The 25,201-nt window shown below is 65.0% G+C and carries 26 protein-coding genes; 16 read left to right on the top strand and 10 right to left on the bottom strand.

The features are described from left to right. Window positions 1–122: 122 nt before the first annotated feature. The gene (locus QX073_RS05440) at window positions 123–2,381 is read left to right on the top strand and encodes a CHASE3 domain-containing protein (protein ID WP_316186927.1); all 2,259 of its coding nucleotides are present in this window, start codon (window positions 123–125) and stop codon (window positions 2,379–2,381) included. Here the strand turns inward: QX073_RS05440 and QX073_RS05435 are convergent. Continuing rightward, window positions 2,378–3,271 carry a DMT family transporter gene (locus QX073_RS05435; RefSeq protein ID WP_315751716.1) on the bottom strand — a complete coding sequence of 298 codons (894 nt, stop codon included), beginning with the start codon at window positions 3,269–3,271 and terminating at the stop codon, window positions 2,378–2,380. The genes QX073_RS05440 and QX073_RS05435 overlap by 4 nt on opposite strands. Window positions 3,272–4,088: 817 nt before the next feature. On the opposite strand from QX073_RS05435, the gene QX073_RS05430 reads away from it, so the two are divergent. Together QX073_RS05430 and QX073_RS05425 are read left to right on the top strand one after the other, a co-directional pair. Next, window positions 4,089–7,865 (top strand): vitamin B12-dependent ribonucleotide reductase, encoded by a 3,777-nt coding sequence (locus QX073_RS05430; protein WP_316225430.1) that lies wholly within the window; start codon window positions 4,089–4,091, stop codon window positions 7,863–7,865. Between the two features lie 169 nt (window positions 7,866–8,034). Continuing rightward, complete coding sequence (locus QX073_RS05425) at window positions 8,035–9,546, top strand: P-loop ATPase, Sll1717 family (RefSeq protein WP_316173758.1); 1,512 nt, start codon at window positions 8,035–8,037, stop codon at window positions 9,544–9,546. Window positions 9,547–9,802: 256 nt separating this feature from the next. Here QX073_RS05425 and QX073_RS05420 read toward each other — a convergent pair whose 3' ends face one another. After that, on the bottom strand, window positions 9,803–10,300 hold the full coding sequence (locus QX073_RS05420) for a hypothetical protein (protein ID WP_316225429.1): 498 nt from the start codon (window positions 10,298–10,300) through the stop codon (window positions 9,803–9,805). 205 nt (window positions 10,301–10,505) lie between these two features. Between QX073_RS05420 and QX073_RS05415 the strand changes: the two genes are divergently transcribed. The 3 genes from QX073_RS05415 to QX073_RS05405 all read left to right on the top strand — a co-directional run bounded on the left by QX073_RS05415 (window position 10,506) and on the right by QX073_RS05405 (window position 11,896). Next, window positions 10,506–10,763: a hypothetical protein gene (locus tag QX073_RS05415; protein ID WP_316225428.1), complete on the top strand. Its 258-nt coding sequence runs from the start codon at window positions 10,506–10,508 to the stop codon at window positions 10,761–10,763. 522 nt (window positions 10,764–11,285) lie between these two features. Further along, window positions 11,286–11,654 (top strand): hypothetical protein, encoded by a 369-nt coding sequence (locus tag QX073_RS05410; protein ID WP_316225427.1) that lies wholly within the window; start codon window positions 11,286–11,288, stop codon window positions 11,652–11,654. 2 nt (window positions 11,655–11,656) lie between these two features. Then, a complete protein-coding gene (locus QX073_RS05405) occupies window positions 11,657–11,896 on the top strand; it encodes a hypothetical protein (protein WP_316225426.1) in 240 nt (79 codons plus the stop codon). Window positions 11,897–12,018: 122 nt separating this feature from the next. Here the strand turns inward: QX073_RS05405 and QX073_RS05400 are convergent, their stop codons facing one another. Beyond that, window positions 12,019–13,560, bottom strand: a complete 1,542-nt coding sequence (locus QX073_RS05400; protein WP_316225425.1) for a hypothetical protein — start codon at window positions 13,558–13,560, stop codon at window positions 12,019–12,021. 257 nt (window positions 13,561–13,817) lie between these two features. Between QX073_RS05400 and QX073_RS05395 the strand changes: the two genes are divergently transcribed. Next, entirely contained in the window at window positions 13,818–14,174 is a 357-nt protein-coding gene (locus tag QX073_RS05395; RefSeq protein ID WP_316225424.1) for a CPCC family cysteine-rich protein, read from the top strand. 52 nt (window positions 14,175–14,226) lie between these two features. Here the strand turns inward: QX073_RS05395 and QX073_RS05390 are convergent, their stop codons facing one another. After that, on the bottom strand, window positions 14,227–14,514 hold the full coding sequence (locus tag QX073_RS05390) for a hypothetical protein (RefSeq protein WP_315826837.1): 288 nt from the start codon (window positions 14,512–14,514) through the stop codon (window positions 14,227–14,229). A 223-nt stretch (window positions 14,515–14,737) separates the two neighbouring features. On the opposite strand from QX073_RS05390, the gene QX073_RS05385 reads away from it, so the two are divergent. Both QX073_RS05385 and QX073_RS05380 read left to right on the top strand, forming a co-directional pair. Continuing rightward, window positions 14,738–14,974 carry a DUF2945 domain-containing protein gene (locus tag QX073_RS05385; protein WP_315751725.1) on the top strand — a complete coding sequence of 79 codons (237 nt, stop codon included), beginning with the start codon at window positions 14,738–14,740 and terminating at the stop codon, window positions 14,972–14,974. Then, window positions 14,971–15,552 (top strand): DUF488 domain-containing protein, encoded by a 582-nt coding sequence (locus QX073_RS05380; RefSeq protein ID WP_315826835.1) that lies wholly within the window; start codon window positions 14,971–14,973, stop codon window positions 15,550–15,552. Before QX073_RS05385 ends, QX073_RS05380 begins: the two co-directional genes overlap by 4 nt. Before the next feature lie 36 nt (window positions 15,553–15,588). Here QX073_RS05380 and QX073_RS05375 read toward each other — a convergent pair whose 3' ends face one another. After that, window positions 15,589–15,822 carry a DUF2171 domain-containing protein gene (locus QX073_RS05375; protein WP_315751727.1) on the bottom strand — a complete coding sequence of 78 codons (234 nt, stop codon included), beginning with the start codon at window positions 15,820–15,822 and terminating at the stop codon, window positions 15,589–15,591. A 173-nt stretch (window positions 15,823–15,995) separates the two neighbouring features. Between QX073_RS05375 and QX073_RS05370 the strand changes: the two genes are divergently transcribed. Then, window positions 15,996–16,190, top strand: a complete 195-nt coding sequence (locus QX073_RS05370) for a hypothetical protein (protein ID WP_316225423.1) — start codon at window positions 15,996–15,998, stop codon at window positions 16,188–16,190. Window positions 16,191–16,657: 467 nt separating this feature from the next. On the opposite strand, the gene QX073_RS05365 is transcribed toward QX073_RS05370, so the two are convergent. Beyond that, window positions 16,658–18,727, bottom strand: a complete 2,070-nt coding sequence (locus tag QX073_RS05365) for a methyl-accepting chemotaxis protein (protein WP_316225422.1) — start codon at window positions 18,725–18,727, stop codon at window positions 16,658–16,660. A gap of 128 nt (window positions 18,728–18,855) precedes the next feature. On the opposite strand from QX073_RS05365, the gene QX073_RS05360 reads away from it, so the two are divergent. The 6 genes from QX073_RS05360 to QX073_RS05335 all read left to right on the top strand — a co-directional run bounded on the left by QX073_RS05360 (window position 18,856) and on the right by QX073_RS05335 (window position 21,989). Continuing rightward, window positions 18,856–19,671, top strand: coding sequence for a transglycosylase SLT domain-containing protein (locus QX073_RS05360; protein WP_316225421.1), 816 nt, complete (start codon window positions 18,856–18,858; stop codon window positions 19,669–19,671). 146 nt (window positions 19,672–19,817) lie between these two features. After that, a complete protein-coding gene (locus QX073_RS05355) occupies window positions 19,818–20,102 on the top strand; it encodes a DUF2312 domain-containing protein (protein ID WP_315712263.1) in 285 nt (94 codons plus the stop codon). Window positions 20,103–20,232: 130 nt separating this feature from the next. Continuing rightward, the gene (locus QX073_RS05350; protein WP_315751729.1) at window positions 20,233–20,583 is read left to right on the top strand and encodes a zinc ribbon domain-containing protein YjdM; all 351 of its coding nucleotides are present in this window, start codon (window positions 20,233–20,235) and stop codon (window positions 20,581–20,583) included. Window positions 20,584–20,646: 63 nt separating this feature from the next. After that, a complete protein-coding gene (locus tag QX073_RS05345) occupies window positions 20,647–20,838 on the top strand; it encodes a hypothetical protein (RefSeq protein ID WP_315712266.1) in 192 nt (63 codons plus the stop codon). Between the two features lie 475 nt (window positions 20,839–21,313). Beyond that, window positions 21,314–21,529 (top strand): hypothetical protein, encoded by a 216-nt coding sequence (locus QX073_RS05340; protein ID WP_315712268.1) that lies wholly within the window; start codon window positions 21,314–21,316, stop codon window positions 21,527–21,529. Between the two features lie 229 nt (window positions 21,530–21,758). Then, window positions 21,759–21,989 (top strand): zinc ribbon domain-containing protein, encoded by a 231-nt coding sequence (locus tag QX073_RS05335; protein WP_315712270.1) that lies wholly within the window; start codon window positions 21,759–21,761, stop codon window positions 21,987–21,989. Window positions 21,990–22,016: 27 nt separating this feature from the next. On the opposite strand, the gene QX073_RS05330 is transcribed toward QX073_RS05335, so the two are convergent. From QX073_RS05330 to QX073_RS05315, 4 genes are all read right to left on the bottom strand, one after another. Beyond that, on the bottom strand, window positions 22,017–22,451 hold the full coding sequence (locus tag QX073_RS05330; protein ID WP_315712272.1) for a Rieske (2Fe-2S) protein: 435 nt from the start codon (window positions 22,449–22,451) through the stop codon (window positions 22,017–22,019). 115 nt (window positions 22,452–22,566) lie between these two features. Continuing rightward, complete coding sequence (locus QX073_RS05325) at window positions 22,567–23,289, bottom strand: DUF3750 domain-containing protein (RefSeq protein ID WP_316164733.1); 723 nt, start codon at window positions 23,287–23,289, stop codon at window positions 22,567–22,569. Window positions 23,290–23,421: 132 nt separating this feature from the next. Next, window positions 23,422–24,264 carry an SH3 domain-containing protein gene (locus tag QX073_RS05320; RefSeq protein ID WP_316225420.1) on the bottom strand — a complete coding sequence of 281 codons (843 nt, stop codon included), beginning with the start codon at window positions 24,262–24,264 and terminating at the stop codon, window positions 23,422–23,424. Window positions 24,265–24,377: 113 nt separating this feature from the next. Next, window positions 24,378–25,154 carry a DUF2066 domain-containing protein gene (locus tag QX073_RS05315; RefSeq protein WP_315712277.1) on the bottom strand — a complete coding sequence of 259 codons (777 nt, stop codon included), beginning with the start codon at window positions 25,152–25,154 and terminating at the stop codon, window positions 24,378–24,380. Between the last annotated feature and the right edge of the window lie 47 nt (window positions 25,155–25,201).

The following is a 25,201-nucleotide window of genomic DNA, read 5'->3' as shown; positions in this document are numbered from 1 at the left end:
CTTGACCATCGCGCGGATCGGAACTGCGATCGTCACGGATCTGGGCGCCACAAATTCCAATGGAAACCTACCCCATGCAATTGGCAGGACGCGACGGCATCCCGCGCCATTGGAGGCCACCGATGATCCGTCGGCGGGTGGTGATCGGGCTCGGCCTTGGAACCCTGCTCGCGATCGGCGCCGCGTCGACGGGACTGGACATCAAGGCGCGCAACGATACCGCCCTGGTCGAGCACACGATGGAGGTGCTGGAGAAATCCTCCGAGCTCCGCGCCCTGCTGCGACAGTCAGAAGCCGCCTCGCGCGGCTTCGCATTGTCCGGAGCCGACCGGTTCATCGCAGAGTTTCAGGCGACGAGTGGACTTATTCCTGCGGCCTGGGCGGACCTGCAAGGGCTCGTCCGGGACAATTCCTCGCAGAGCGAGCGGCTGCGATCGATTTATGGCATCGTGCAGCGGCGCATTCAGCTTGCCGGCGAGCTGATCCGTCGCCACGCGGCGAACGATCGCGACGGCCTGCAGGCGCTGGCGGCGAGCGCGGCCGGTCCGGCGGCGATGACGACGATCAACCAGGCGCTCGACGCCTTTACCGATGAGGAGCGCCGGCTGCTGGCGGACCGCGCCACGATCTCGCGACGAACCGGATCCTGGCTGCTGGCGATCGACCTCGCCGGCGTCGGCCTGCTGCTCCTGATGTCGGCCTATCTCGTCCGGCGCGCTCATCTTTCCGACCGGGCGCTGCGCTCGTCCCTCACCCGGTCACGGGAGACCGCGACCTCGCTGGAAGCCCAGGCCGTGCAGCAGCGCAGCGATCTCGCCGCCGCCTATGACGCGCTGCGCCGCTTCTCCGCCATTCTCACGAACACCTTCAACAGCATGGCCGAGGGCGTCCTCGTCGTCGATCCCGAAGGCACGATCATGCTGTCGAACCAGGCGATGGGACGTTTCCTGGGAACGAATGTGGGCAAGACCTTCGCCGAGATGCAGGCCGCCAACCAGTTCTACGAGAGCGACGCCGTCACCCGCATCGTCGATGAGGAGCTCCCGATCGCGCGCGCCTTGTGCGGGCTGTCGTTCGACCGCCGCGAGGTCGTGGTCAAGCCGACCGACGGCCGGCCGCAGTTTCGCCTGATGGTCAGCGGGCGGCCGCTGCGCAATTCCGCAGGCGCGATCAGCGGCGCCGCGCTGGTGTATCACGACGTCACCGACGTGCACGAGACCGAGCGCCTGCTGCAGCAGGCGCAGAAGCTCGATGCCATCGGCAAGCTCACCGGCGGCGTCGCGCACGACTTCAACAACATGCTGACGATCATCACCGGGTCGATCGAGGTCCTGATCGACGCGGTGCAGGACCGGCCGGCGGCGGCCGAGTTCGCGGCCCTGATCGGCAGGGCCACCGATCGTTGCACCGAGCTGATCCGGCATCTGCTCGCCTTCGCCCGCAAGCAGCCGCTGCGTCCGCGCGACATCGACGTCAACGCCACGGTGGAGGACATCGCCAAGCTGCTGCGGCCGACCCTCGGCGAGCAGGTCGAGATCAGGACCGTTCTTGCCGACGAGGATCTCATCGCCCATGTCGATTCCGCGCAGCTCGCGAACGCGCTGGTCAACATGGCGATCAACGCGCGCGATGCGATGCCCGATGGCGGCAGGCTGCTCCTGGAGACGGCGAAGACCACGCTCGACGCGGCCCATGCAGCGGCCAATCCCGGCATCGTGCCCGGTTCCTACGTCATGGTCGCGGTCAGCGACACCGGCAGCGGCATGCCGCGGGAGGTGAAGGACCGCGCCTTCGAGCCGTTCTTCACCACCAAGGATGCCGGCAAGGGCTCCGGTCTCGGCCTCAGCATGGTCTATGGCTTCGTCAGGCAGTCCGGCGGCCACGTCAAGCTTCAGAGCGAGCAGAACCGCGGCACGACGATCCGGCTCTATCTGCCGGCGGCGCAGGCGACGCAGCAGATCGAGACGGAGCACGAGCAGGCGCTGCCGCATGGCCGCGAGACGATCCTGGTGGTCGAGGACGATCCGCTGGTGCGCGACTTCGTGCTCGCGCAGTTGCAGGGCCTCGGCTACACCACCCTCGTCGCCTCGCAGGCCTCGGAGGCGCTGGCCATCGCCGCGCGGAACCAGCCCTTCGACCTGCTGTTCACCGACGTCATCATGCCCGGCGGCATCAGCGGCCGGCAGCTCGCCGAAACCATCATGACCACGCGCCCCGCGCTCCCAGTGCTCTACACCTCCGGCTATACCGGCGATGAGATGGTCGAGAACCGGCAGCTCGTGCCGGACGCGCTGCTGCTGACCAAGCCCTATCGCCGCGCCGAGCTCGCGCAGATGGTGCGGCAGGCGCTGGACGGCAAGCCGGCGGCCGGCTGGCGCTAGCCGCGGGTCGCCATCGCCACCGCGGCCAGCGTGAAGGCCAGCGCGGCCACCTGCCCTGCCCCGAGCGGCTCGCGCAGCGCGATCGCGGAGGCCAGGACGCCGATCACCGGCACCGCCATGGTGCCGATCGCCGCCACCGAGGCCGGCAGCCGCGACAGCGCCGCGAACCAGGCGACATAGGCGACGCAGAACTGGATCACAGTGGAATAGAACATCAGCGCCCAGTCGAGCTGATCCAGCTTCGTCCAGTCGGAATGCTCGACCGCGAAGCCCACGAGCACGATCGGCACGCAGCCGATGCCGATCTGCCAGGCCGCCGCCGACAGCGGCGGCAGCCTGATCGGGAGCTTCTTGGCCATGACCGTGCCGAGCGCGAAGCCGAACGCGCCGCCGAGCACCATCAGGATGCCCGGCAGCTTGTCGCGGCTGGCGGTGAGCCCGTTGCTGCCCATGATCGAAGCCAGCCCCGCGAACGCCAGCACCAGCGCGAGCACGCGCAAGAGCGTCGGCCGCTCGCCGAGAATCGGCCAGGCCAGCAGCGAGGCCCACACCGGCATGGTGTAGGCGATCAGCGCCGCCTCGCTCGCCGGCAGCCACAGCAGAGCCAGCCCCATCAGCACCATCCAGGCGGTGACGTTGAGCATCCCGGCCAGGATCAGCCGCGGCCAGACCTCCCGCGGCACGGCGAGGCTCTGGCTGCGGATGACGGCCAGCAGCGCCAGCAGCAGCGCGCCGACCACCCCGGTGGTGCCGCGCAGAGTGAGCGGCGGCAGCACGCCGACCAGATGCTTGGTGACCGGCCAGTTGAAGCCCCAGCCGAGCGAGGTGATGGCGAGGAACATCAGCCCGGCGGGCGTGATCCGCCCGCTGGCCACTGGCTTGTCTGTCATGGAATCACCGGCGCCGTCCGTGGGACAATGAGCTTGCCGGCGTTTTCCCGGCCACACCAGGGATTGTGGGGCATGCCTGCCCCGCGAACGCTCCGTAGGCGCCCGTGAGTCCCGCCGATGCAAGCGAAACACGTCATTGGCACGCGAATAAATCTGCCCCTGTGAACAGCGGGACGAAGCCCTGTGGACAGCCTGCGGCACAAATTTTTTCGGTTTCGAATCCGCGAGGACTCGCCGATAGTTACGGCCATCACGATACCGGCACACGCCCTGGTTATCCCGTACTTTCCCCCATATTTAGTGTTTGGTTAGGGAACCCCCACTAGTCCTTGACGCGGGAAGCGGAGTCGTCCTAGCTTCCGGCCCGGTTCGGCGCACAGTCATGTTTCGGGTCTGGCCGGCCGCTTCCCTCGAGAGGGTTCGAAGACGACCACGCCGCCGTCGCCACGGCAGCGGGCGTGGGTCGCCGTCTGCCCTGTGGACCATCGCTGCGCCGCCGCGCCCCAACGGGGAACCCACTAGATGTGGGGGCCTCCCCTGCAGGGACGACGGAGCGGAACGGCGGGAGTGACGCGTTGAGAACGGACGGTGCGGGCAGCGGACGGGCTGCACGCCCCGCGCAGGAAGACGGGGCGAGACGCCGGACAACGGCGCAAGGCCTTCGCCTTCGAGGCTGAACAGATGCGGACCGGGCAACCGGTTGAACTGCGGCGGCAGACGAATTTTCCGGCAGCGTCCGGGGACTTCCAGCCGTCGCCCTTGGATGCAATGATCCCGGCCGCCAAGCGCGGTCCGGCAAGAACTATTGGGGCTCGCGATGCGGATTGAACGGCGCAACACCACCGAAGGACAGTCGCCCTATGCAGGGATCGACTTCCGCCTGACCACGTCCGAGATCAAGAATCCGGATGGCTCCGTGGTGTTCCGGCTCGAGAATGTCGAGGTCCCCGAGTTCTGGTCGCAGGTCGCCTCCGACGTGCTGGCGCAGAAGTATTTCCGCAAGGCCGGCGTCGCCGCGCGCCTGAAGAAGGTCGAGGAAGAGAGCGTGCCGTCGTGGCTGTGGCGCTCGGTGCCGGACACCGAGGCGCTGGCCGCTCTCCCTGAGAACGAGCGCTACGGCAGCGAGCGCTCGGCCAAGCAGGTGTTCGACCGTCTCGCCGGCTGCTGGACCTATTGGGGCTGGAAGGGCAACTACTTCTCCTCGGAAGCGGACGCGCAGGCGTTCTATGACGAGCTCCGCGTCATGCTCGCCAAGCAGATGGTCGCGCCGAACTCGCCGCAATGGTTCAACACCGGCCTGCACTGGGCCTACGGCATCGACGGCCCCGGCCAGGGCCACTATTACGTCGACTACAAGACCGGCAAGCTGACCAAGTCGAAGTCGTCCTACGAGCATCCGCAGCCGCACGCCTGCTTCATCCAGGGCGTCGAGGACGACCTCGTCAATGACGGCGGCATCATGGACCTGTGGGTGCGCGAGGCGCGCCTGTTCAAATACGGCTCCGGCACCGGCTCCAACTTCTCGCGGCTGCGCGGCGAAGGCGAGCGGCTGTCGGGCGGCGGCCGCTCGTCCGGCCTGATGAGCTTCCTCAAGATCGGCGACCGCGCCGCCGGCGCCATCAAGTCGGGCGGCACCACGCGCCGCGCCGCCAAGATGGTGGTGGTCGACGCCGACCATCCGGACATCGAGGCCTATATCGACTGGAAGGTGAAGGAGGAGCAGAAGGTCGCGGCGCTGGTCACCGGCTCCAAGATCAACCAGAAGCACCTCAAGGCCGTGATGAAGGCCTGCGTCAATTGCGAGGGCTCCGGCGACGACTGCTTCGATCCCGAGAAGAACCCGGCGCTGCGTCGCGAGATCAAGCTCGCGCGCCGCGCGCTGGTGCCCGACAACTACATCAAGCGCGTCATCCAGTTCGCCAAGCAGGGCTACAAGGACATCGACTTCCCGATCTACGACACCGACTGGGATTCGGAAGCCTATCTCACCGTCTCGGGGCAGAACTCCAACAACTCGGTGTCCCTGAAGGACGACTTCCTCCGCGCGGTCGAGACCGACGGCGACTGGAGCCTGATCGGCCGCACCAACAAGAAGGTCGTCAAGACGCTGAAGGCCAGGGACCTCTGGGAGAAGATCGGCCACGCCGCCTGGGCCTCGGCCGACCCCGGCCTGCACTTCAACACCACGATGAACGACTGGCACACCTGCAAGGCGTCCGGCGACATCCGCGCGTCCAATCCGTGCTCGGAATACATGTTCCTGGACGACACCGCGTGCAACCTGGCCTCGGCCAATCTGCTGACGTTCTACAACACGGAAACGAAGCACTTCGACGTCGGCGCCTACGAGCATCTCTGCCGGCTCTGGACCGTCGTGCTCGAGATCTCCGTGCTGATGGCGCAGTTCCCGTCGAAGGCGATCGCCGAGCTCTCCTACGAGTTCCGTACGCTGGGCCTGGGCTATGCCAATATCGGCGGCCTCTTGATGACCATGGGCCTGTCCTACGACTCCAAGGAAGGCCGCGCGCTGTGCGGCGCGCTCTCGGCGATCATGACCGGCATCGCCTACAAGACCTCGGCCGAGATGGCCGGCGAGCTCGGATCCTTCCCCGGCTACAAGAAGAACGCCGCGCACATGCTGCGCGTCATCCGCAACCATCGCCGCGCCGCGCGCGGCGAGGCGACCGGCTACGAGGCGCTCTCGGTCGCCCCGGTGCCGCTCGACCACGCCCACTGCCCGCAGGTCTCGCTCGTCAGCCACGCCATCCAGGCCTGGGACGACGCGCTCGCGCTCGGCGAGACCAACGGCTATCGCAACGCCCAGGTCACCGTGGTCGCCCCCACCGGCACCATCGGCCTGGTGATGGACTGCGACACCACCGGCATCGAGCCTGATTTCGCGCTGGTGAAGTTCAAGAAGCTGGCCGGCGGCGGCTACTTCAAGATCATCAACCGCGCCGTGCCCGCAGCCCTGCGCGTGCTCGGCTATCGCGAGAGCGAGATCGCCGAGATCGAGGCCTATGCGGTCGGTCACGGCTCGCTGTCGAACGCGCCGGGCGTCAACGCCACCACCCTGAAGGCCAAGGGCTTCACCGACGAGGCCATCGCCAAGGTCGAGAAGGCGCTGCCGACCGCGTTCGACATCAAGTTCGTGTTCAACAAGTGGACGCTCGGCGAGGACTTCATCGTCAAGCAGCTCGGCGTCACCACTGATGCGATCGCCGCCCCCACCTTCGACCTGCTCACCGCGATCGGCTTCACCAAGCGCGAGATCGAGGCCGCCAACGTGCACATCTGCGGCGCGATGACGGTCGAGGGCGCGCCGCATCTGAAGGCCGAGCATTATTCGGTGTTCGACTGCGCCAATCCCTGCGGCAAGATCGGCAAGCGCTATCTCTCGGTCGAGAGCCACATCCGCATGATGGCGGCGGCGCAGCCGTTCATCTCGGGCGCGATCTCCAAGACCATCAACATGCCGAACGACGCCACGGTCGAGGACTGCAAGGCGGCGTATCTGCTGTCGTGGAAGCTCGCGCTGAAGGCCAACGCGCTCTATCGCGACGGCTCGAAGCTGTCGCAGCCGCTCAACTCGCAGCTCATCGCCGACGATGAGGACGAAGATGATGCGGTCGAGTCCTTCTACGACAAACCGATGGCCGCGCGTGCCACCCAGGTCTCGGAGAAGATCGTCGAGAAGCTGGTCGAGCGCATCGTGGTGATGCGCGAGCGCGAGAAGATGCCGGATCGCCGCAAGGGCTACACCCAGAAGGCGGTCGTCGGCGGCCACAAGGTGTACCTGCGCACCGGCGAGTATGATGACGGCCGTCTCGGCGAGATCTTCATCGACATGCACAAGGAGGGCGCGGCACTGCGCTCCTTCATCAACAACTTCGCCATCGCGGTGTCGCTCGGCCTGCAATACGGCGTGCCGCTGGAGGAGTATGTCGACGCCTTCACCTTCACCCGCTTCGAGCCGGCAGGCCCCGTGCAGGGCAACGACTCGATCAAATATGCGACGTCGATCCTCGACTACGTGTTCCGCGAGCTCGCCGTCAGCTACATGTCGCGCTTCGACCTCGCCCATGTCGACCCGTCCGAAAGCAATTTCGACGCGCTCGGCCGCGGTGTCGACGAAGGCAAGCCGTCGGAGGACGGCCCGAGCCAGCAGGCCACGAAATACGTCTCGCGCGGCCTGACCCGCTCCCGCACCGACAACCTCGTCGTGATGCGCGGCGGCTCCTCGTCACCCTCCCCTGCAGGGGGAGGGTCGATCGGAAGCTCCGCTTCCGATCGGGGTGGGGTGAATCTCACCGCCCTCTCCCATGCCCGCACCGGCGACGCCCTCGACGGCGCCGTCGCCCTGAAGCAGGAGCCGCAGCACGACCTCTCGCCCACCGAGAAGCTCGAGGCCCTGCAATGGAGCAAGGCCGGCACGGCGAACACGCAAGTGGCTTCCAAGGCCGAGCGCCGTGCGGAGGCCAAAGCCAAGGGCTACGAAGGCGAGATGTGCTCGGAGTGCGGGAATTTCACCCTGGTGCGGAATGGCACCTGCATGAAGTGCGATACTTGCGGCAGCACGACGGGGTGTTCGTAAGAGAAGCGAGATTCTTTGATCGACGAATATGAGCAGCAGCCCGGGGGAAAACGTTTCGCCCGGGCTGAAGCAGTGCTGCGATCGAACCAAGAGCAAAAGCACTTTCACAAGAATAACCCGCAATGGTTGCAAGGATCACATCAATAGCTAGAATAGTAGATACGCAGAATTGATTGCCAAGTTTTTGGGGAGCGCTCCTTTGCCAAAAGGCCACACCGGACCAATTACGCTGTCGGAGTTCAATTTTGGCGAATACGACGCAAGGCGCGAATTCCTCCGCAGCCAATCCTATTTCATGGAAACCTTCATCGATCCAATATCCTTTCCGCTTGGTACATTAAGCAACAAAACCAATTACATAATCGTTGGCCAGAAAGGCGCCGGAAAAACGGCGTGTCAGCTGTATTTGGAAAGCGACCGAGCTCAACGTCAAGGATATTTGAGCGGCCTCATAAGCTTCTATGACGACCTTACTCCGGACGACTACACAGACTTCGCTTCAACGCAACGAATGAATCTTATTAGTTTAGATCAATTGACATCGATCGAAAGCCAATACGACTTCAAGGAAGTCTGGAAACGAATATTATTCATTAGGATCGCCAAGATCCTGCAAGCAGAAGGATTCAGCAATTCCTTTACAGCATTTTGCCTAAGCACCACAGGGGGTACAAACAGCATCATCGACGGAATAAAAAAGAGCCTCAAGGTCGAGGTCAAGGTACCACTGCATTTTCTGGAAACGAAACTTGAGTTCGACCCATCGAAGCTGGCAGCGCAATCCAACGAACTCACTGTTCCAGAATTCAATAGGATTGCAGAGCAATTGCTCGTCGCCGATTGCGTACAATACCGCCTCTACTTCTTTGTCGATGAACTTGTCATTTCAAACCTCAACACGAAGTCTGATGAGTATCGAGCCAGACTATGCCTCATCCGCGACATCGTTCGTACATGCTGTTACTTGAACGATTTTTGCGTAACAAATGATCTTGATATGCACTTTATCTGCAATCTGCGTCCGGAAATACGCACCAAGCTCAACGAGCTCGACCCAGAAATCAGTAAGGTTATGGACGGAAATGACGTCTTCTTGGGCTGGGACCGAGATTCCCTTCTTGAAATTCTGACTCAAAAAATCGTTGTTGGCGCTCCGCGCGGAACTGAGATCAACGCAGACGAATTTATCCCAAAAACTATCAACTTTGGTCACCCAATCGACTTCATGTCGTTTCTTCTGAACAATTCGTGGTTCAAGCCCCGAGATATGATCCGGTTTCTCAAGGTCTACGCAAAGGTACATCCAAGGCACACTCGAATAACCGAAGAAGGTACAAAGGAGTGCTTGAACGAGTACGCCAGGATTTCTGCCACTGAACTCTTCGAACAGATCTCGGTACAATATCCCGCGAACGTCCTAGCCGGAATCAGAATGGGTATACGGAGACGTCGTTACTCGAACGCCAATGATCTTGCTGAAGCACTAAAGCCACACGTCGATGTCGACCCAGCGAAACTGGTAGAACAATTGTACATGGTCGGGATTATCGGCAACATCGATCACGTGAAGGGAAAGCCTCGTTTTTTCTGGAGCTTTCGACAGGAGGAGTATTTAGACTATGAGATGCCCGTAACCGTACACGACGGCTTGCTAAACTATTTCAATATTCGTCATCGATAGTGTGCCTGGCAGGCGTTGGGCGGATTGCCGGAGCGCAGTCTGCTGCTTACCGAAAGCGGCGCGTTACGCTTCGCTAACGCGCCCTACGAAGCGAGCCCTGGGCTCCACCTCCCGGCCCCAATGCACCTCCAAACCTTCTCCGATCTCCACGCCGACATGGCCGACATCAAGCCGATCGCGGCCCTGCCCGGGGTCGATGTGGTCGTGGTCGCCGGCGATGTTGGCGAGGGGGCGGGAGTTACGGTGACGCTGCACTTTACTGATCGATCTGTTTGCGCTCGAACGCCCTCACCCACTCCCGCTGATCTTCCGTATCCGGCACACGCACGCCGCGTGCGGCGGCGATCCGGTCGAAGGCCTCAGCTCCATCAATGCCCAGCCGAATCATCACACACGCCGCGATGACGGCCGAGCGGCCGATACCGGCCCGGCAATGGATCAGGACCGTCTCGCCCTCCGTCAGCCGCACCGCTAGGCCCTCAGCAAGCCGCACCGCCGCACTGCGGCTGTCAGGCAGGCGGCGATCGGGGATCGGGAATGAGACGAAGACCATGCCGTGGCCCTCGCACAGCGCGGCCTCGCGCCGCAGGCCGAGATCATGCACCTCAGCTTGCTCCAGCAGGCTGACGACGACGGCAATGCCCTCGCCCACCCAGGCCGCGATGTCCTCCGCCAGCCAGTCCTCCGCCCTCGGCCGCGCCGCGATGGCGAGGCGGCCGGCGGTGGGCAGGTCGATCCGGTTCAGGCGGGACATGGTGATGGTCCTGTCATGAATGAGCGTTCGTAACCCGGATGAGCGAGAGCGACATCCGGGATCGCGGTTGCCGAGACGGATGCACTCTCAGGCCCCCGAACATCATACCGCGTCCGCTACACGATCCCCAGGATTTCCCGGTGCAGCGGAACGATCGCCGACACGCCGCAGTTTACTACGAACCAACAACGAAGGAGGTTCGTTCATGAAGATGGCAATCGTCTTGACGGCGGCTCTGTTCGCCGCTTCGCCTGTGTTCGCCGCAGAGACCGGCGCAAGTTCGCACGGCGCGTCGAAGAAAGCGCCCGGTCAGCAGATGCAGCGTAACAAGACGTCGACGGCGCCCGGCGCTTCGGAGTACGCGCCCGGTCATCAGAGCAACACCGCCGCCGGCCCGGGGCATTCCGAGAGCGCTCCCGGCCAGCGCATGACGACCACCGGCTCCAGCACGCATAGGAAGTAGTGGGCGCGCGAACGGGATTCGATCCCGCTTCCCGGCCCCCCTTTCGCTTGAAGACACAGAAAAGCCGTAAGCCTCTCAGTTCATCGTCAGACATCCGAGGGAGTCACATGCGCAAAGCGATCTTCATCCTTGCAACATCGATTTCAACCGCGCTGGTCGTGCCCGCCAGCGCGTTGCCTCGCGCTCCCCTTCAGGTCGATCGCGGCGCATCTGATCTCATCGAGGTGAGAGGCGGTCATGGCCATGGTCATGGTCATGGCTGGGGCCGCGGCGGCGGTCACCGGGCCTTCGGCTGGAGTCGCGGCCGAAAGGTGGGTTGGCGCGGCCATCACTGTCCGCCGGGCCACTGGAAGAAGGGATGGTGCTGATCGGCCGGACCAGGAGCGTTAGCAAGCGTAGGGCGGATGAGCGGAGCGTAATCCGCCGCTTGACCAGGGCGGCGCGTTACGCTTCGCTAACGCGCCCTACGCGGCGAGCCCTGGGCTCCGCCTCCCTGCCCGCCATGAACCTCCACATCATGGCGTGCCGATCGTCATGGTGATGGGCAACCATGAATTTGATCACCGCACCTTTCCCGAAGAGCTGAAGCTGGCGCGCGCCGAGGCGGCGCGGTTCGGCGTGCATCTGCTGGAGAACGAGGCGGTCGTGCTCGCGGGCGTACGCTTTGCGGGCGCCACGCTGTGGACACGACCACGCGCTTCCCGCGCGCTTTGGTTGACCTGCATCAACAGCGTCGAAGTGAATCCGCATCAAGCTGTCATCGTCAGAGAAGCGGAGGCAGTATCATGGCCGACTCGCAAGCATCTCTCGTCCCATCCCACGACGCGCCCGATCCGCACCGTCAAATCGATTCAGCCGCTTGGGCCGTCTTCTTCATCTGGCTTGGCGTAGTCATGCTCGCAGGGCTTCCCTGGGGCTGGTTCCTGGTGGGCGTCGGCATCCTCATCCTGGGCGCACAGATGGTGCGGACGCAACGGAGCCTAAAGGTCGACAGGTTCGGCGTGGTCATCGGGGTCATCATTCTTGCGGCCGGCCTGTGGGATCTTCTTGCCTTGCCGTTGCCGCTCATGCCGATGATCCTGATCGTGCTGGGCGGATATCTGCTCTGGAAGACGCTTTCGACGACGGAATAACCCCTAAAGCGGCGCACGAAACATCAGGAGGCTCGGATGAGCGGGACAGCCCGTAGGGTGCGGGCGGTTCGCAATGGTGGGCACGCGCCGCCTTGCGGCGGCGCTTTGCCCGCCCTACGGCGCTACTTGAAACACACCGACTTGTCGTTCGGGTCGAACGAATTGCCCGGCATCGGGCGCAGCGCGGTCAGCTTGGGGTTGGCGGCCAGCAGCCGCTTCGAATAGGCGCCCAGCGCGGCGTTCATCGTGTTCAGGCGGTCCTGGGCGCCGGTGCGTTGCAGCGGCAGGGTGACCACGCCAGAGGCGTAGACCTCGGCACGCGACCATTGCTGGCCCTGCACGATGCGGCCGACGAGGCGGGACTTCAGGTCGGCCGCGCTGTCGCCGGCGGCGCTCTTGGCGCCGACGACGTTGGGCGGCAGCAGACTGGGGTTGACGATCCAGCCGCGCGGCTTGGCGACGGTGTTGCCGAACAGGATCAGCTCGTCGACGGTGTTGTTCAGCGCCACATAGTCGCGCAGCGGCAGGCTGGCGTCGCCGGTGCCGGTCTCCTGGACGTGGCTCGCGAGATGCGGCCCCGTCGCGCAATAGGTGCCGAAGCTGAGCTTGATGCTGCCGGAGCTCATGGCCATGTAGCTGCCGACATCCGAGCCGCCCGGCGGCGACGGCGCGTCGTCACCACAGAAGGTGCCGTGCGACGAGGCATCCTGCAGGGAGTGCAGATAGAGCCCGATCCTGGCGATCTGCACCGGCACCGGCGGCTTCCCGGGGTCGTCGAACAGCACGCCGGTGGTCCGGCTCTTGTCGTCCAGCCAGGATTTGAGCTGGGTGTAGTCGACGACGCCGTTGCTGTTGTCGAGCACCTTCGGTCCCGAGGTGATGTTGAGGGCCGGCCCGATGGCGTAGTTCTCCAGCAGCGGCACGTTGCCGCTGATCGGCACGTTCGCCAGGCATTGCGGGCCGCTGAAGTTCGAGGAGCCGTTCGGCACCGTGTATCCGGCGGTGCACAGCAGGCCCGGGCCGTCGTCGGGCTTCATCGCCCATTGCCGGAGATCGTACAGCGTGCCCTGATAGACGCTGTCGATGGTCACGGGATAGCCGGGCGGCGGATAGTGGAACGGATACACCGCCTGCACGCCGCTGGCGCCGTGCACGTCGGTGCCCTGCCCATTCGGTGAGAAGTTCAGGAGATAATGATAGAGCGGCCCGTCGGTGGTGTTGTTGGTGCGCTGGAAGCCGTTGAACTTGGCGGTGATGTAGCTGGCGCCCGAATTGGTCGATGTCGCCTGCCCGCCGCACTGATCGATCGGCGCATATTGCGCGTAGTCGGAATTCTCGTTGTAGGCGGCGATCCAATACGCCACGTCGGCGCGATAGCCGAGCGCCTGGGCGATGAAATAGGTGGAGTCGGCGTGGATCATGCTGCGGCCCGGCGGGATGACGGCGAACTGCACCGCCTCGAGCAGGCAGCCCCGGTTGAGCGCTTCCGCCGGATTGCGGCACGCGCTGGCCGGCGCGAGACAATTCCTCAAGCCTTCCTTCACGCGCGGGATACAGATGTCCTCCAGGAACGCCTGCGCGGGGTGCGGCGCGGTCAGGCCCCAGCCGAGAACGGACGATCCCACGACGACGGAGAGGGTCGACAATGCAAAGCCAATGCGCATGAAAAACTCCTTGGTGATTGAAATCCAGCCGGTCGGGAGCTGAACCATGGCCAAACGCCACGTCTCTCAAGCCACACGAAACGCTGCGTGAGGCTTGCCTCGCGGATTCGGCGAGGATGATTTGTCCCCATCTCGATCAAAATATCAACCTATAGTTGTTATGACAAATGCATCGCCTTCGCAAAGATGCGCGCTGCTTGGCCCGCCGACGGCTCGCCGTTGACGCAGGTCTTTCAGACTCGCATCATCACGCCCTGATGTATCGCGATGTCACCGAGCCGCCGTCGGAGGTGCGCTATCGCTGCCCGTGCTGCCGCTTCCTCACCCTGGGTGAGCGCGGCGGGTTCGAGATCTGCCCGGTCTGCTATTGGGAGGACGACGGCCAGGACGACCACGATGCCGACCTCGTCCGTGGTGGTCCCAATGGAGCGCTGTCGCTGACCGAGGCACGCGCCAATTTCAAGACCCACGGCGCCTCGGAGGCGGCGCATCGTGCGTGCGTCCGCCCCCCCGGCGGACGACGAACGCTAGCTCGTCGCACGATGCGGGACCGTCATCGGCCCGACGGGAGACGCCGGATGTTGTCATCGCTGGATGCCACCACGCCAGCATAGCGATCGCAGGCGAGCACCAAGCGCTAGCGTCATGTCGCAGGGAACGAGCCGTTCAGCTCGCTCCGTCTCGTTTGCCATGAGCGTCGTTCTTCTCGCGCTGAGGAGAGATCTTCCAGTCGCGACCTGCCTTACGGTGGTCCCAATCGATGCCGGGTCCCATCCGATGCAGCGTGTGCTGCTTCTGACGTTCGCTGGTCGACTGCCCCTTCTCTCTTGCCGGCACGCCTGAACTCGCTTTGGTCTCCGCGGGATTGGGGGAAGGTTTTCCTTGCCCCTGAGCGAACAAGGGATTGAGGCTGACTGACGCCAGCAAGACGATCATGAAGGCAAAAGTACGCATGGAACGGCTCTCCCTTTGCATGTCACATCGACCATCCGGCCACGACCTCGACAGGAGCACTCTGAAGGTCGCGGACGGCTGCGGATTGATCTGGATCAGATATCCCGCGGGACCAGGCAATCGCGGCTCGCCGGAGCGGATTGACCAGCGATGGATGGAACATGCCTTTGCCTGAGCCGTTCCTGGGTGAAGTGCGGATCGCGGCTGTTTACAGAGCAGACAGATGACCAAGTTTGCGAAGGGCGACCACGTCTCCTGGAACTCGGAGGCCGGCCGCGTGACCGGACGCATCGTCGCGGTGCATGTGCGCGACTTCGACTACAAGGGCTATCGTCACCGCGCCAGCAAGGACTCTCCGCAATACGAGATCAAGAGCGACAAGAGCGAGCACATCGCCGCTCACAAGGAGAGCGCCTTGACCAGGGTGAGCGGCGATGAGGCTCGCGGTTCGCAGGGATGACCGAGCACTCACCCGCCAAGACCGCAATGACACGGGCGCGCGACGCGCTTCCCGTCTTCACCATCGGGCACTCCACGCGGACGATCGCCGAGTTCGTCACGCTGTTGCGGGCCGGCGAGGTTCAGCTCGTCGTCGATATCAGGCGCATCCCGCGCTCGCGGACCAACCCGCAGTACAATTCGGAGGTGCTTCCGGCCGAGCTCGCGCGCCATCAGATCGGCCATCTGCGCATTGCCGAGCTCGGCGGCCTGCGCAAGACGAGCGGCATTTCACCGGACACGAACGGCTTCTGGACCAACAAGAGCTTCCATCATTACGCTGACTACGCCCTGTCCGATGACTTCCGGCGCGGCTTCGATCGCCTGCTGACCGTGTCGGCCGCGCAACGCACGGCCATCATGTGCGCGGAGGCGGTGTGGTGGCGCTGTCATCGTCGCATCGTCGCCGACTACCTGATCGATGCCGGCCGCGCCGTGTATCATCTCATGGGCCACGACGAGGTTCGTGCGGCGACGTTATCTGAGGGTGCGGTGCGAGCCGGCGACAAATTGACCTATCCCGGCTCGAACAACGAATGACACGCAACTCGCGGCGCAGCCGACGCGCTCCGCAGGCTAGGTCTCCTCCTCCATCGTCACCGCGACGGCGCCGATGGCCGACAGCCGCACCTTGTCGCCTTCGACCTCGGCGACGAGACCCTTGTCGATGAAGTGATGATGCCCCTTGTGGCTGCCCTCGCCGCTGTCCTTCCTGGTCAGCTTGATGCGGTTGCCGTCGACGCGGTCGACGGTGCCGACATGCACGCCGTCGGCGCCGATGACTTCCATGTGTTCCCTGATGTCCTGCATGACGCGTCTCCTTCGTGGCTGATGATGGGTCTGAAACTGCCTCAACCGGCGGGGTGCCCGAACTGTTCCGTCCGCGTACCTAGCCGTCGGGCGGATCAGCGCAGCGTGATCCGCCATTCCTCCGCAGGCAGCGGTTACGGCTGCGCCAAACCCCGCCCTACGGACTCTCGTCATTGCGAGGAGCCGAAGGCGACGAAGCAATCCAGGGCGGCACGAGAATTCTGGAGTGCCGCGGATCCTGCCACGGGCTGCGCCTCGGCGCGGACCCGTCGGCTGGCAATGACGCGAAAATCCGCCTGCGCCGACAGGCCATTTTCATCAGCGGCCTCAAGCTGATCTGGCCTGTCCAGTCCTTCGGTGAAAAATAAATTACTTTCGCTTTTTCAAAAATCATGATTGTCTACGCCCATCCCGGCCCGCCGAGAGGGGCGTATCGCGATCGTCACGAGACGTGGGCCGGAGATGCGGTGGCTGTGAGTGTGCCGCAGCGGGCTTGAGGCCCGCCGACGAACGGCACGCTTGCGGACGTGAAGACGCGTGGTCCTGGCGCCCCGAAGCTGGCGCCAAGTGCGGTGGTGATGATGATCGCGCCGTGCGACGGTGGCTAACAAGCCGGACACCGGGGAGATCGCGACATAAGCGTGAAAACCATCGCGCGGGGAATGCCGGGATGCCTCGGCTGAACCTGTGGTGACTGCCGCCTGCTTATCTTCTGCAGGCGGGCCATGGGTGCGGCCAGCGCCCGGCATTCCCCGCGCCCTCTCCCTTCAGAGGGCCGACGACCGGCAAGGCTCGGGCGCCATCTGCGTCGCGGGATCGCGCCCGCTTGGCGATGCTACGCCTTGCGCACGGTGCCGAGGAAGCCCTCCACCGCCACGCGGAAACGATCGGCATCGGTGGACATGCGGCGGACGGAGTCGACCATCGCCGCGCCGGCATTGCCGGTCTGGCGGTTGAGCGCTGCGACCGAGCCGATCGTGTCGGTCACGGCGCGGGTGCCCTGGGCGGCATGCTGGAAGTTGCGCGAGATCTCGGTGGTGGCGGCGCGCTGCTCTTCGACCGCCGCGGCGATCGCCGTCATCTTCTCGTCGATGCTGGAGATGTTGTGGCTGATGGCGCGGATCGCCTCGACCGACTCGCCGGTGGCGGCCTGGATCTCGGCGATCTGGCGGGTGATGTCGTCGGTGGCGGTCGCCGTCTGCGCCGCGAGGTTCTTGACCTCGCCGGCGACCACGGCGAAGCCGCGGCCGGCTTCGCCGGCGCGCGCCGCCTCGATGGTCGCGTTGAGCGCCAGCAGGTTGGTCTGCGCGGCGATCGCGGTGATCATCTTAACCACCTCGCCGATGCGGTTGGCGGCGCGGTCGAGCATCTCGACGGTGGCGTTGGTCTGCGCCGCCTTCTCCACCGCCTGGCGCGCATCGGCCGCCGAGGCCTGCACCTGGGCCGCGATCTCGGAGACCGACGCGGTCAGCTCCTCGGTGGCGGCGGCGATGGTCTCGAGATTGGTGGTCGCGGTCTCCGCGGCGCTGGCGACCGCGGCCGTCTGCTCGGTGGACTCATCGACCAGCTTGCGGACCTCGCCGGCGCTGGAATCGAGCTGGCCGGTCGAGTTGCCCATGCTGACGATGACCGCCTGCACGGTGTCGTCGAAGCTCTTGCAGGCGCTGTCGATCGCCTGCGAGCGCTCCAGCCGGCGGCCCTGGTCGAGCTCGCGCTCGCGCGACAGCTGCTCGGCGGTGGCGGCGCTCTCGCGCAGGCCCTCGAGGGCGGCAGCCATGGCGCCGAACTCGTCGGCATGAGCGAACTGCGGCACCGGCGTCTGGTAGTCGCGCTGGCCGATGCGCTGGATCGCCTGCATCAGGACGCCGACCGGGCGCATCAGGCGGACGCGCACCGCGCGCAGCGCTAGGCCGGCCACCACGAGCGCGGTGATGAAGGCGAGCGACTGGACGATCAGGCTGCTCAGCGCCGCGGTCTTGATCTCCTCGGCGCGCGCGATCGAGCCGTCGAGCGCGGTCATGCCGATGGCGATGATGCCGGCGAACGGGCCCTGGCAGAACGCGTTCCATTCCGGCGCCGGCATCGCCGGCTTGCCGCTGCCGTCAAACCCCTTGGCGAGATGGTCCATGCGCTGATGCGCGGCCTCGACCTCGGCGCGCGAGGTCTTCACGGCCCCGGCGAGCCCGGTGCTGCCGCCCCCCGCCAAGAGGTCGTCGAGCCCGGACCAGCCGGCCGCGACGGTGCCGCGCCATTGCGCGATCGCGCCCTTCTGGGTGTCGTCGAGCGGCTTGGAGGCGTTGATGTTGGGACGCAGCGCCGAGCATTGCAGGCCATAGCGGTCGCGGACCTGCCAGGCCAGCCGCCGCGCCTGCACCATCTTGGCGATCGCCGGATCGGTCATCCAGGCGCGGTTCGAGACGGCGAGCGAGGCAGCGTTGGCGACGTCCAGCGTCTTGGTCATTGCCTGGTACCAGGCCTGCGTACGCGCCAGCACGCGTTCGGAGCGCGGCTTCGCGGCTTCATCGAACAGCAGCTTGAACTGCGGAACCGTGGCGTCCCAGCTCGATTTCAACCCGGCCATGAGGTCGTCGCGCTCGGGCATGTCGACGCCGGCGAGCGCGGCGCCGATGCCGTCATAGCCCTTGGCCTCGATGCCCTGATATTCGGTGAGCTTGGCGCGCGGATCGTCCTCGCTCAGCAGCACGCTCTGGATGTCGCCGCGGTGGGCGCGCATGACCAGGACGTTCTGGAAGATCGCCTTGTCGGCCGCAGTCAATTGCTCGGTCGCGACGCTCTCGCGATAGCGGCCCGCGGCGCCGCTCATCAGGATCGCCGTGGACACCAGGATGCCCGCCGCCAGCACCGACAACAGCACCATCAGCAGAGTACTGACCGATTTCTTCATCACGCCCCGCCCCACACCAGAAAGTGGCAGGATGACGCGATTGCGCAAATTCTTCCTTAACCATGGACCGGCACACCGGCGGCCGAGGTAATCAGTTGCCGAAATCCCCTGCCCCACACCAACAAAAAATGCGCAAGCCGCAACGCGGCAGCCGCTGGCGCGCGCTGCTGCGCGATGCGAAGCGAATCGCGGGGCGCGGTGCGCAGTGGCTGGGCCGGACGGCGGGCGCGGCGCCGCGGTGGATCAAGATCGCCTGCGGCGCCTTCGTGCTGCTCGTGACCTTCGCGCTGGTCAATCTGGCCTATCACGTGCTGCGCAAGCCGACCGAGCTGTTCGTGGTGACGGGTCATTCGCTCGACAAGGAGCCGGAGGAGACTTGGCGCCAATATGGCGCGCTGTTCCGTGAGAGCTCGACACGATCGATCACGCCGGAGCTGCTCGCCGCCCTGGCGCAGACCGAGAGCTCGGGCAATCCGGTGGCGCGCACCTATTGGCGCTGGCGCTTCGCATGGAATCCGTTCGCGCTGTATCAGCCGGCGTCCAGCGCCGTCGGCTTGTTCCAGATGACCGACGGCGCCTTTGCCGACGCCGCACGGTTCTGCATCCGGGATCACGAGGTGGTCAGCGACGGCTGTGGGTCGCCGAGCCTGTACGTCCGCGCATGGCCGGCGCATGCGGTGGCGCTCACGGTGATCTCGCTCGACCGCCAGGTCTCCGCCGTGCTCACGCGGCAGCCTGGTGCCAAGCCGAGCGCGCAGCAGCGGCAGGATCTCGCGGCCGTCATTCATCTGTGCGGCGCCGGGCCGGCGGCCGGGTTCGTGCGCCGTGGCTTCAAGCCGGCGGATGGCGAGCGCTGCGGCGACCATTCGGTCGCCGGTTATCTCGGCCGCGTCAATGCGATGAAGAAGCAGTTTCAGAAGCTCTCGACGGCGGAGCAGAGCTAGCGCATGGCGCCCGCTCGGCAACATCGCAGCCCGCCCGGTTCCGCGTTAAGCACGTCGGATTCACTGATGTGGGCAAAGCGCGCCCGTTAAGACATTGGCAACGAACTGCCGCGCATTTTCTCCGTCCCATTAGTACAGGAGTCACCATGTCAGAGATCGGCATTCCCGGCGCGCGCATCCGGTCCTTCATCGAGCGGATCGAGCACCTCGATGGCGAATTGGCGGAGCTGAACGAGCAGAAGAAGGAAGTGTTCGCCGAGGCCAAGGGCGAAGGCTTCGACGTCAAGATCCTGAAGGAGATCATCAAGCTCAGGAAGCAGGACCAGGACGAGCGCGACGAGCACGAGACGCTGCTCGACACCTATCTCCGGGCGATGGAAGCGGCCGAGACCGGGCCGGCCAGCAAAACCCCCGAGCGCAAGGCGGCGTGACGCTGCCGACCGACGATGGCGGCGCGCAGCCCATCTGCGCCGCGCGCTGCCCTCCCCCGGGATTTTCCTTGCCCGGTTCCATCCGAGCCTCTAACGCTGCGCTACGCTTCTGCCCGCGCCCGAGGATGAGATGACCGACGCAATGACCTGCCCGCAATGCCGCTCCGAGCACGCCTATCAGGACGGCGCGCTATGGGTCTGTCCCGAATGCGGCCATGAATGGAGCGGCGACGCCGCCGTTGCGGCATCGGCCGGCGACGACGCCAGCATCCGCGACGCCAACGGCAACGTTCTGGCCGACGGTGACAGCGTCATCGTCATCAAGGACCTGAAAGTGAAGGGATCGTCGTCGGTGGTGAAGGGCGGCACCAAGGTGCGCAACATCCGCCTGCAGGAGGCGAGCGACGGCCACAACATCGCCTGCAAGATCGACGGCATCGGCCAGATGAACCTGAAGTCGGAGTTCGTGCGCAAGGCGTAGAGCCTAGTGCTCCCGGAACATTCGCGACGCCATGGCGTTCGGATCAACAACGGGAGGATGGCCATGCTGACGGACGACCAGATCGCGACGCTTTCGGATATCGGCCAGGCGATCGCCTTCTCGCCCGACCGGCAGGACGAACTCGATGGACTGATCCGCGAAGGTTATGTCGCCAAGGACGGCGACATCTACGAGCTGACGGCGAAGGGGCAGAAGATCCTGACCGATCGAGGTGCCGGATTGAACGAGGCCTGACGGACCGGAGGCTCGCAGCACCGGGCATCGGGGCGTCGGTATCAGCGCCACCGGAAAGTCCGGCATCCGGCCAAATATCATGCGGGGAATCGGCGGTTCGTGCAGACACCCTTGCGAATCGAACTCTGATTCACCCGATGAACGGCGATATTCCGCCCGAAGACCGAAAACAATGTCCGCGGGCGCCGCAGGACTGCGCAGGCGCTGCCTGTTATTTGACGCAACAGGTCCGGCTCAGGCCCGGCACTCAGGCCGAACAGCACAACACGGGCAAATCGCCAATTGATCGAGCAGCAAACGCAGGCCGGTTGCCGAACGCTGCGTGATCCAAGCAGTGAATCCGTCACGCTTCTGTCGCCATGAAGTGACACCCGTAGCAATCCGTTCCGTAGCAGCACGGCGTGGATTCATAACTTGGCATGAACTCTGCTTTCCCGATCCTGACCGGGTCCCACTCTTTGGAGGCAGAATCAACGTGCTCGTCACTCTCGTCGCAATGCTATGCAACGGCCAGCTCTGCATGGAGAAGGTCGTCACCAACAGCGAGATGTCCGGCATCACGATGACATCCTGCGCCGTCAGCGCGCAGATCGGAATCGCAGACTGGATGTCCAAGGGTCCCTATCACGAGTGGCATCTGCAGGGTTACAAGTGTGTCGCCGGCAAGTACGTGCCGAAGACCAACGCCTGATCCGCTTTGCACGTCCGGCTGGCGCCCGGATATCCGGGGCCTGCCGGCCGGGCGGAAGAGCTCTGCACTGCTGTCGAATGTTCGACCCCAGCCGCGTCGCATTCGGGACATGCGCAGCAAAAAACGCTGCCGTTAGCGTGCAAACGCGCCCTGAATCGGCGAATTCGATGCGCAATGGCGCTGGCCCGCTTCGTGCAATGCCCCTCAGCGACAATGAGGGGATGACGTCATGCCGTTCTACAGCTTCCATTGCGCAGCCTGCGCAGAGGATGTCGAGTTGCTGATCGGGATTTCTGAAAGGCCAGTCTGTCCGACCTGCGGCAGTCGCAAGCTGACCCGCCTACCCTCGCTGCCGGCGCCGCCAGCGCGCAGCCCCGGCCTGATCAAGGCCGCGCGCAGCCAGGCAGCACGGGAGGGGCACCTCAGCAACTACAGCCGCGCCGAACGGAAGAAGCGCTGACCCGGCCGCGGCCGCCGGCCCTCGGCCTCAGTCCGACGTGATCTGCACCTCGGGCACGTCATCCTCGGGATCGTCGATGTCGAGGCCATCCTCCTCGTCCAGATCGATCCCGGAGAGGCAGATGTCACCGTCGTCGATCACGAGCTCGACCGGGGACAACGTCCGGCCCTGGCAGGGCCCGATGAAGCATTGTCCGGTATCGAGGTCGAACTGCGCACCATGCTCGCCACAAACGAGGAAATTGCCTTCCTCGTCCATGAACTCGCCCGGATGCTTGTCGAGGCGGGCGCCCTGATGCGGGCAGGCATTCTCGAAGCCATAGAAATTGTTGCCCTTGCGCGTGACCAGGATCGGCCAAGGCTTGGCGCTGCCGTCGGGCTCGCGGCGCTGGAGAACGAAGCCCCGCGCCGCGCCATCGTCCACCTCATAGGTCGCGCAGATCGCAAACAGCGTGCTCATCATCCGCCTCTTCTCGCCTCGCCCGGCGTTCTTGGCGCATCCGCGACATCACAGGCGCGCTGAAGAGGGTCGCAGCAAGCAGCATGCCAGCCAGTGCCTGACAGGCAGATCGCGGGCCTCAGGCCGCTGGCATGCCGAGGCGGCCGATCCCGGGAAATTTCAGCGCCGGCCGGCGCAGATCGACGCCGAGAACTCCCCCGAAGAAGTTCAGCTCGACGCCCTCGATCCACCCGACGGTGACACCGAGATAGCCGCCGAGCGATACGAACAGACCGGTCCCGGAGGCCGTGCGCCCCCACCAGCCGTCAAAGGGGAAGTCCTTGCCGATTGCAGTCGGCGGCAGCACGGCGTTCAGCTCAGGAACCGCGTTCAGCGCCGCCTGCACGAAGGTGTTCGAATTCGGCCCCGGCCAGGCGTTGTAGTCGCCATGGGCGCGGAAGCGGTAGTTCTCGATCACGCTGCGGATCCTCGGGATCACCCGCTCGGCTTCATCGCCGTCGACGGCCAGCACTGTCTCCGGCAATGCACCGAACCAACGACCGTCGGGCGCGAAGCCATCGACCCGGATCGGCTCACCCCACGCGGTGTAGTCGTAGCGGGTGTAGCGCGGGCCGCCCTTCTCCTTCACGACGATCCAGGTGTGGACCGCGAAGATGCCGCGCCAACGCACCGTGCGCGCAGCGAATACGCGCACCATCGCGTCGGCATGCTGCGCCGGCGATGGCAGCAGGCCCGCGCTCGAACGGTCCGCAGTCTGCCAGCTGCCGCGACGATCGCCGCGCAGATAGTTCGCGGCCGACAGCGAGATGGGCACGAAGATGAGCAGGAGGAAAGCGAGCACGGGCTTTTTCACGATGGGCGAGAACAATGGAGGCACCGAGGAATGACAGCCATGTAGTCATCGCGCCCGCCGTCGCCAGCGCCGGCCGGCACGCCACCTTCACAATCCGGACACCAGGGCAGCGCTGAAGACTCAGTGCCGGCGGAAACCACCGTCCGGGCCGGAACGCCCGCCGCCGCCGCGAGGGCCGCTGACGCCGACACGCGCAGCGCCCATGGCGGGGCCGCCCCCGATATGCGCCAAACCGATTTGCGGCGAAGTCCCGATCATGCGCATGCCGCCCATCTGCGCGCGGGCGCTCTGCGGCGCACCGCTGCTTCGGCTCATCAATGGCTGCACCATGGGTGGCGTTGCAGCTCGAGCGGGAGCACCAGCCACGACCGGAGGTGCGCCGGGGCCGGCGGCAGTCGCAGGCGGCACACGACCTTGCATGCCCGAAGGCGGTCCGGATCGTTGGCCCGTGCCGGCGACCGCGCCCGCTCCGGCGCCAGGCTGGATCATCCCGCCGGGACCACGACCCGGCATCCCCGGGGTCATGCCAGGCTGAGGCGGATTCTGCGCCATGACCGGCGGATGGCGATGCCAGTAGCGGTTCCAGAACGCGTGCCGATGATACCAAGGCCGTCCGAAATAGAAGCTGCTCCAATAGGTGGTCAGCGTGAAGCCGACAGTCGGCACGTACTCGACATATTCGGGCAGGTAGACGTACTGCTCACGATACAGATAGGCGAGCGTCCGCGCCGCGACCCAGCCGCGTTCGCCTCCGAAGCTGACATCGCACCATGCGCCGCCTTGAATGCAGCCATGGATGGTGATCCTGGCGCCGACTGGAATGCGCTCGACGACGGGAAAACCGGGGCCGGGTCCTGCGCGCATGGTGGCCGCGGTGCGCACCAGGCCCGGCGCGGCCACCGCCAGCGAGGCGGGCGTGACAATCAACAGCGCAGCAACAAGACACGGTCTGAGTTTCACCACGGGCGCCCTCCTGTCTGTTTGCCCGAGCGAGCTCGGGCGCGAGACTCTCGCGCCCCGCATGCGCGGCTCAGGCATCCGGTCCACGGGGATGGTTGCAGACTATCGCGGCAACCTCACGGCGCTCCGTTGTCGGAGAGGAGTTGCGCTGCTCCACCGAGAGCACGGCGAAATGCCTCGTCGAACGTCACGCCACGGAATTGCCACCGATCTTGCTTGCCAGCGCGATCGAGGCGCCATTGCGTGACCCAGCCCAGTTCGGCATCGTCCCAGGTGAGATCTCCAAAGAGCATGACATCAGCGCCGGGAAACCACGACGCAACCGCCGCGGGCTGGACATCGTTCAACTTGGTCCGCTCAATAGCGGCCTTCGAGACCTCGGAGGCGCTTGGCAGAGCGATCTCGAGTCCACGCTTGACGGCCGCTGCGCGCAGCGCGTCGCGCTGCAGATCGGACCTCCGGTCGTCGGATGCAACGAAGAAAGTACGACCGCCCGACGTCATCGCCACGATCACGGCAATCGACGGGCGCGGCGCCGGCCACGGCTTGATGTTCAAGCTCGCAAGCAACTGATCGATCCGCGCGCGATCGAATGACACAGTCAAGTCATATGGACGGTCGCGCGTGCCCTGCTCGTCGTGCTTCGGCTTGCCCGACATCTGATCGTGATAATCGAAGCCGGTGACGAACTCCGCTGCCCGCGCCTCGAGTGGCGCGAGCCTTGCGTCGTTCCTGAGCTGAAATGCACCGGACACCTTGATCAGCACGTCTTCCAGACATGCTGCAAATGCCGCCCGGCGATTGTCCTCGCCCTGACCGGTCACGACCGTCTGCGCCTGGTACAGGTCGGTCGGGGCCGCATTCGCAATAGTGCAGGCCCCGACGACCATCATCGCCCAGAGCCCGAGACGCCATACGCCCCAACCGCGGAGAGCACCGC

The sequence above is a fragment of the Bradyrhizobium sp. SZCCHNS3052 genome (assembly GCF_032484495.1).
Taxonomy (GTDB): Bacteria; Pseudomonadota; Alphaproteobacteria; order Rhizobiales; family Xanthobacteraceae; genus Bradyrhizobium.
Note: the sequence above shows the minus strand (reverse complement) of the source record. Positions and strands in the feature narration are given on the sequence as shown.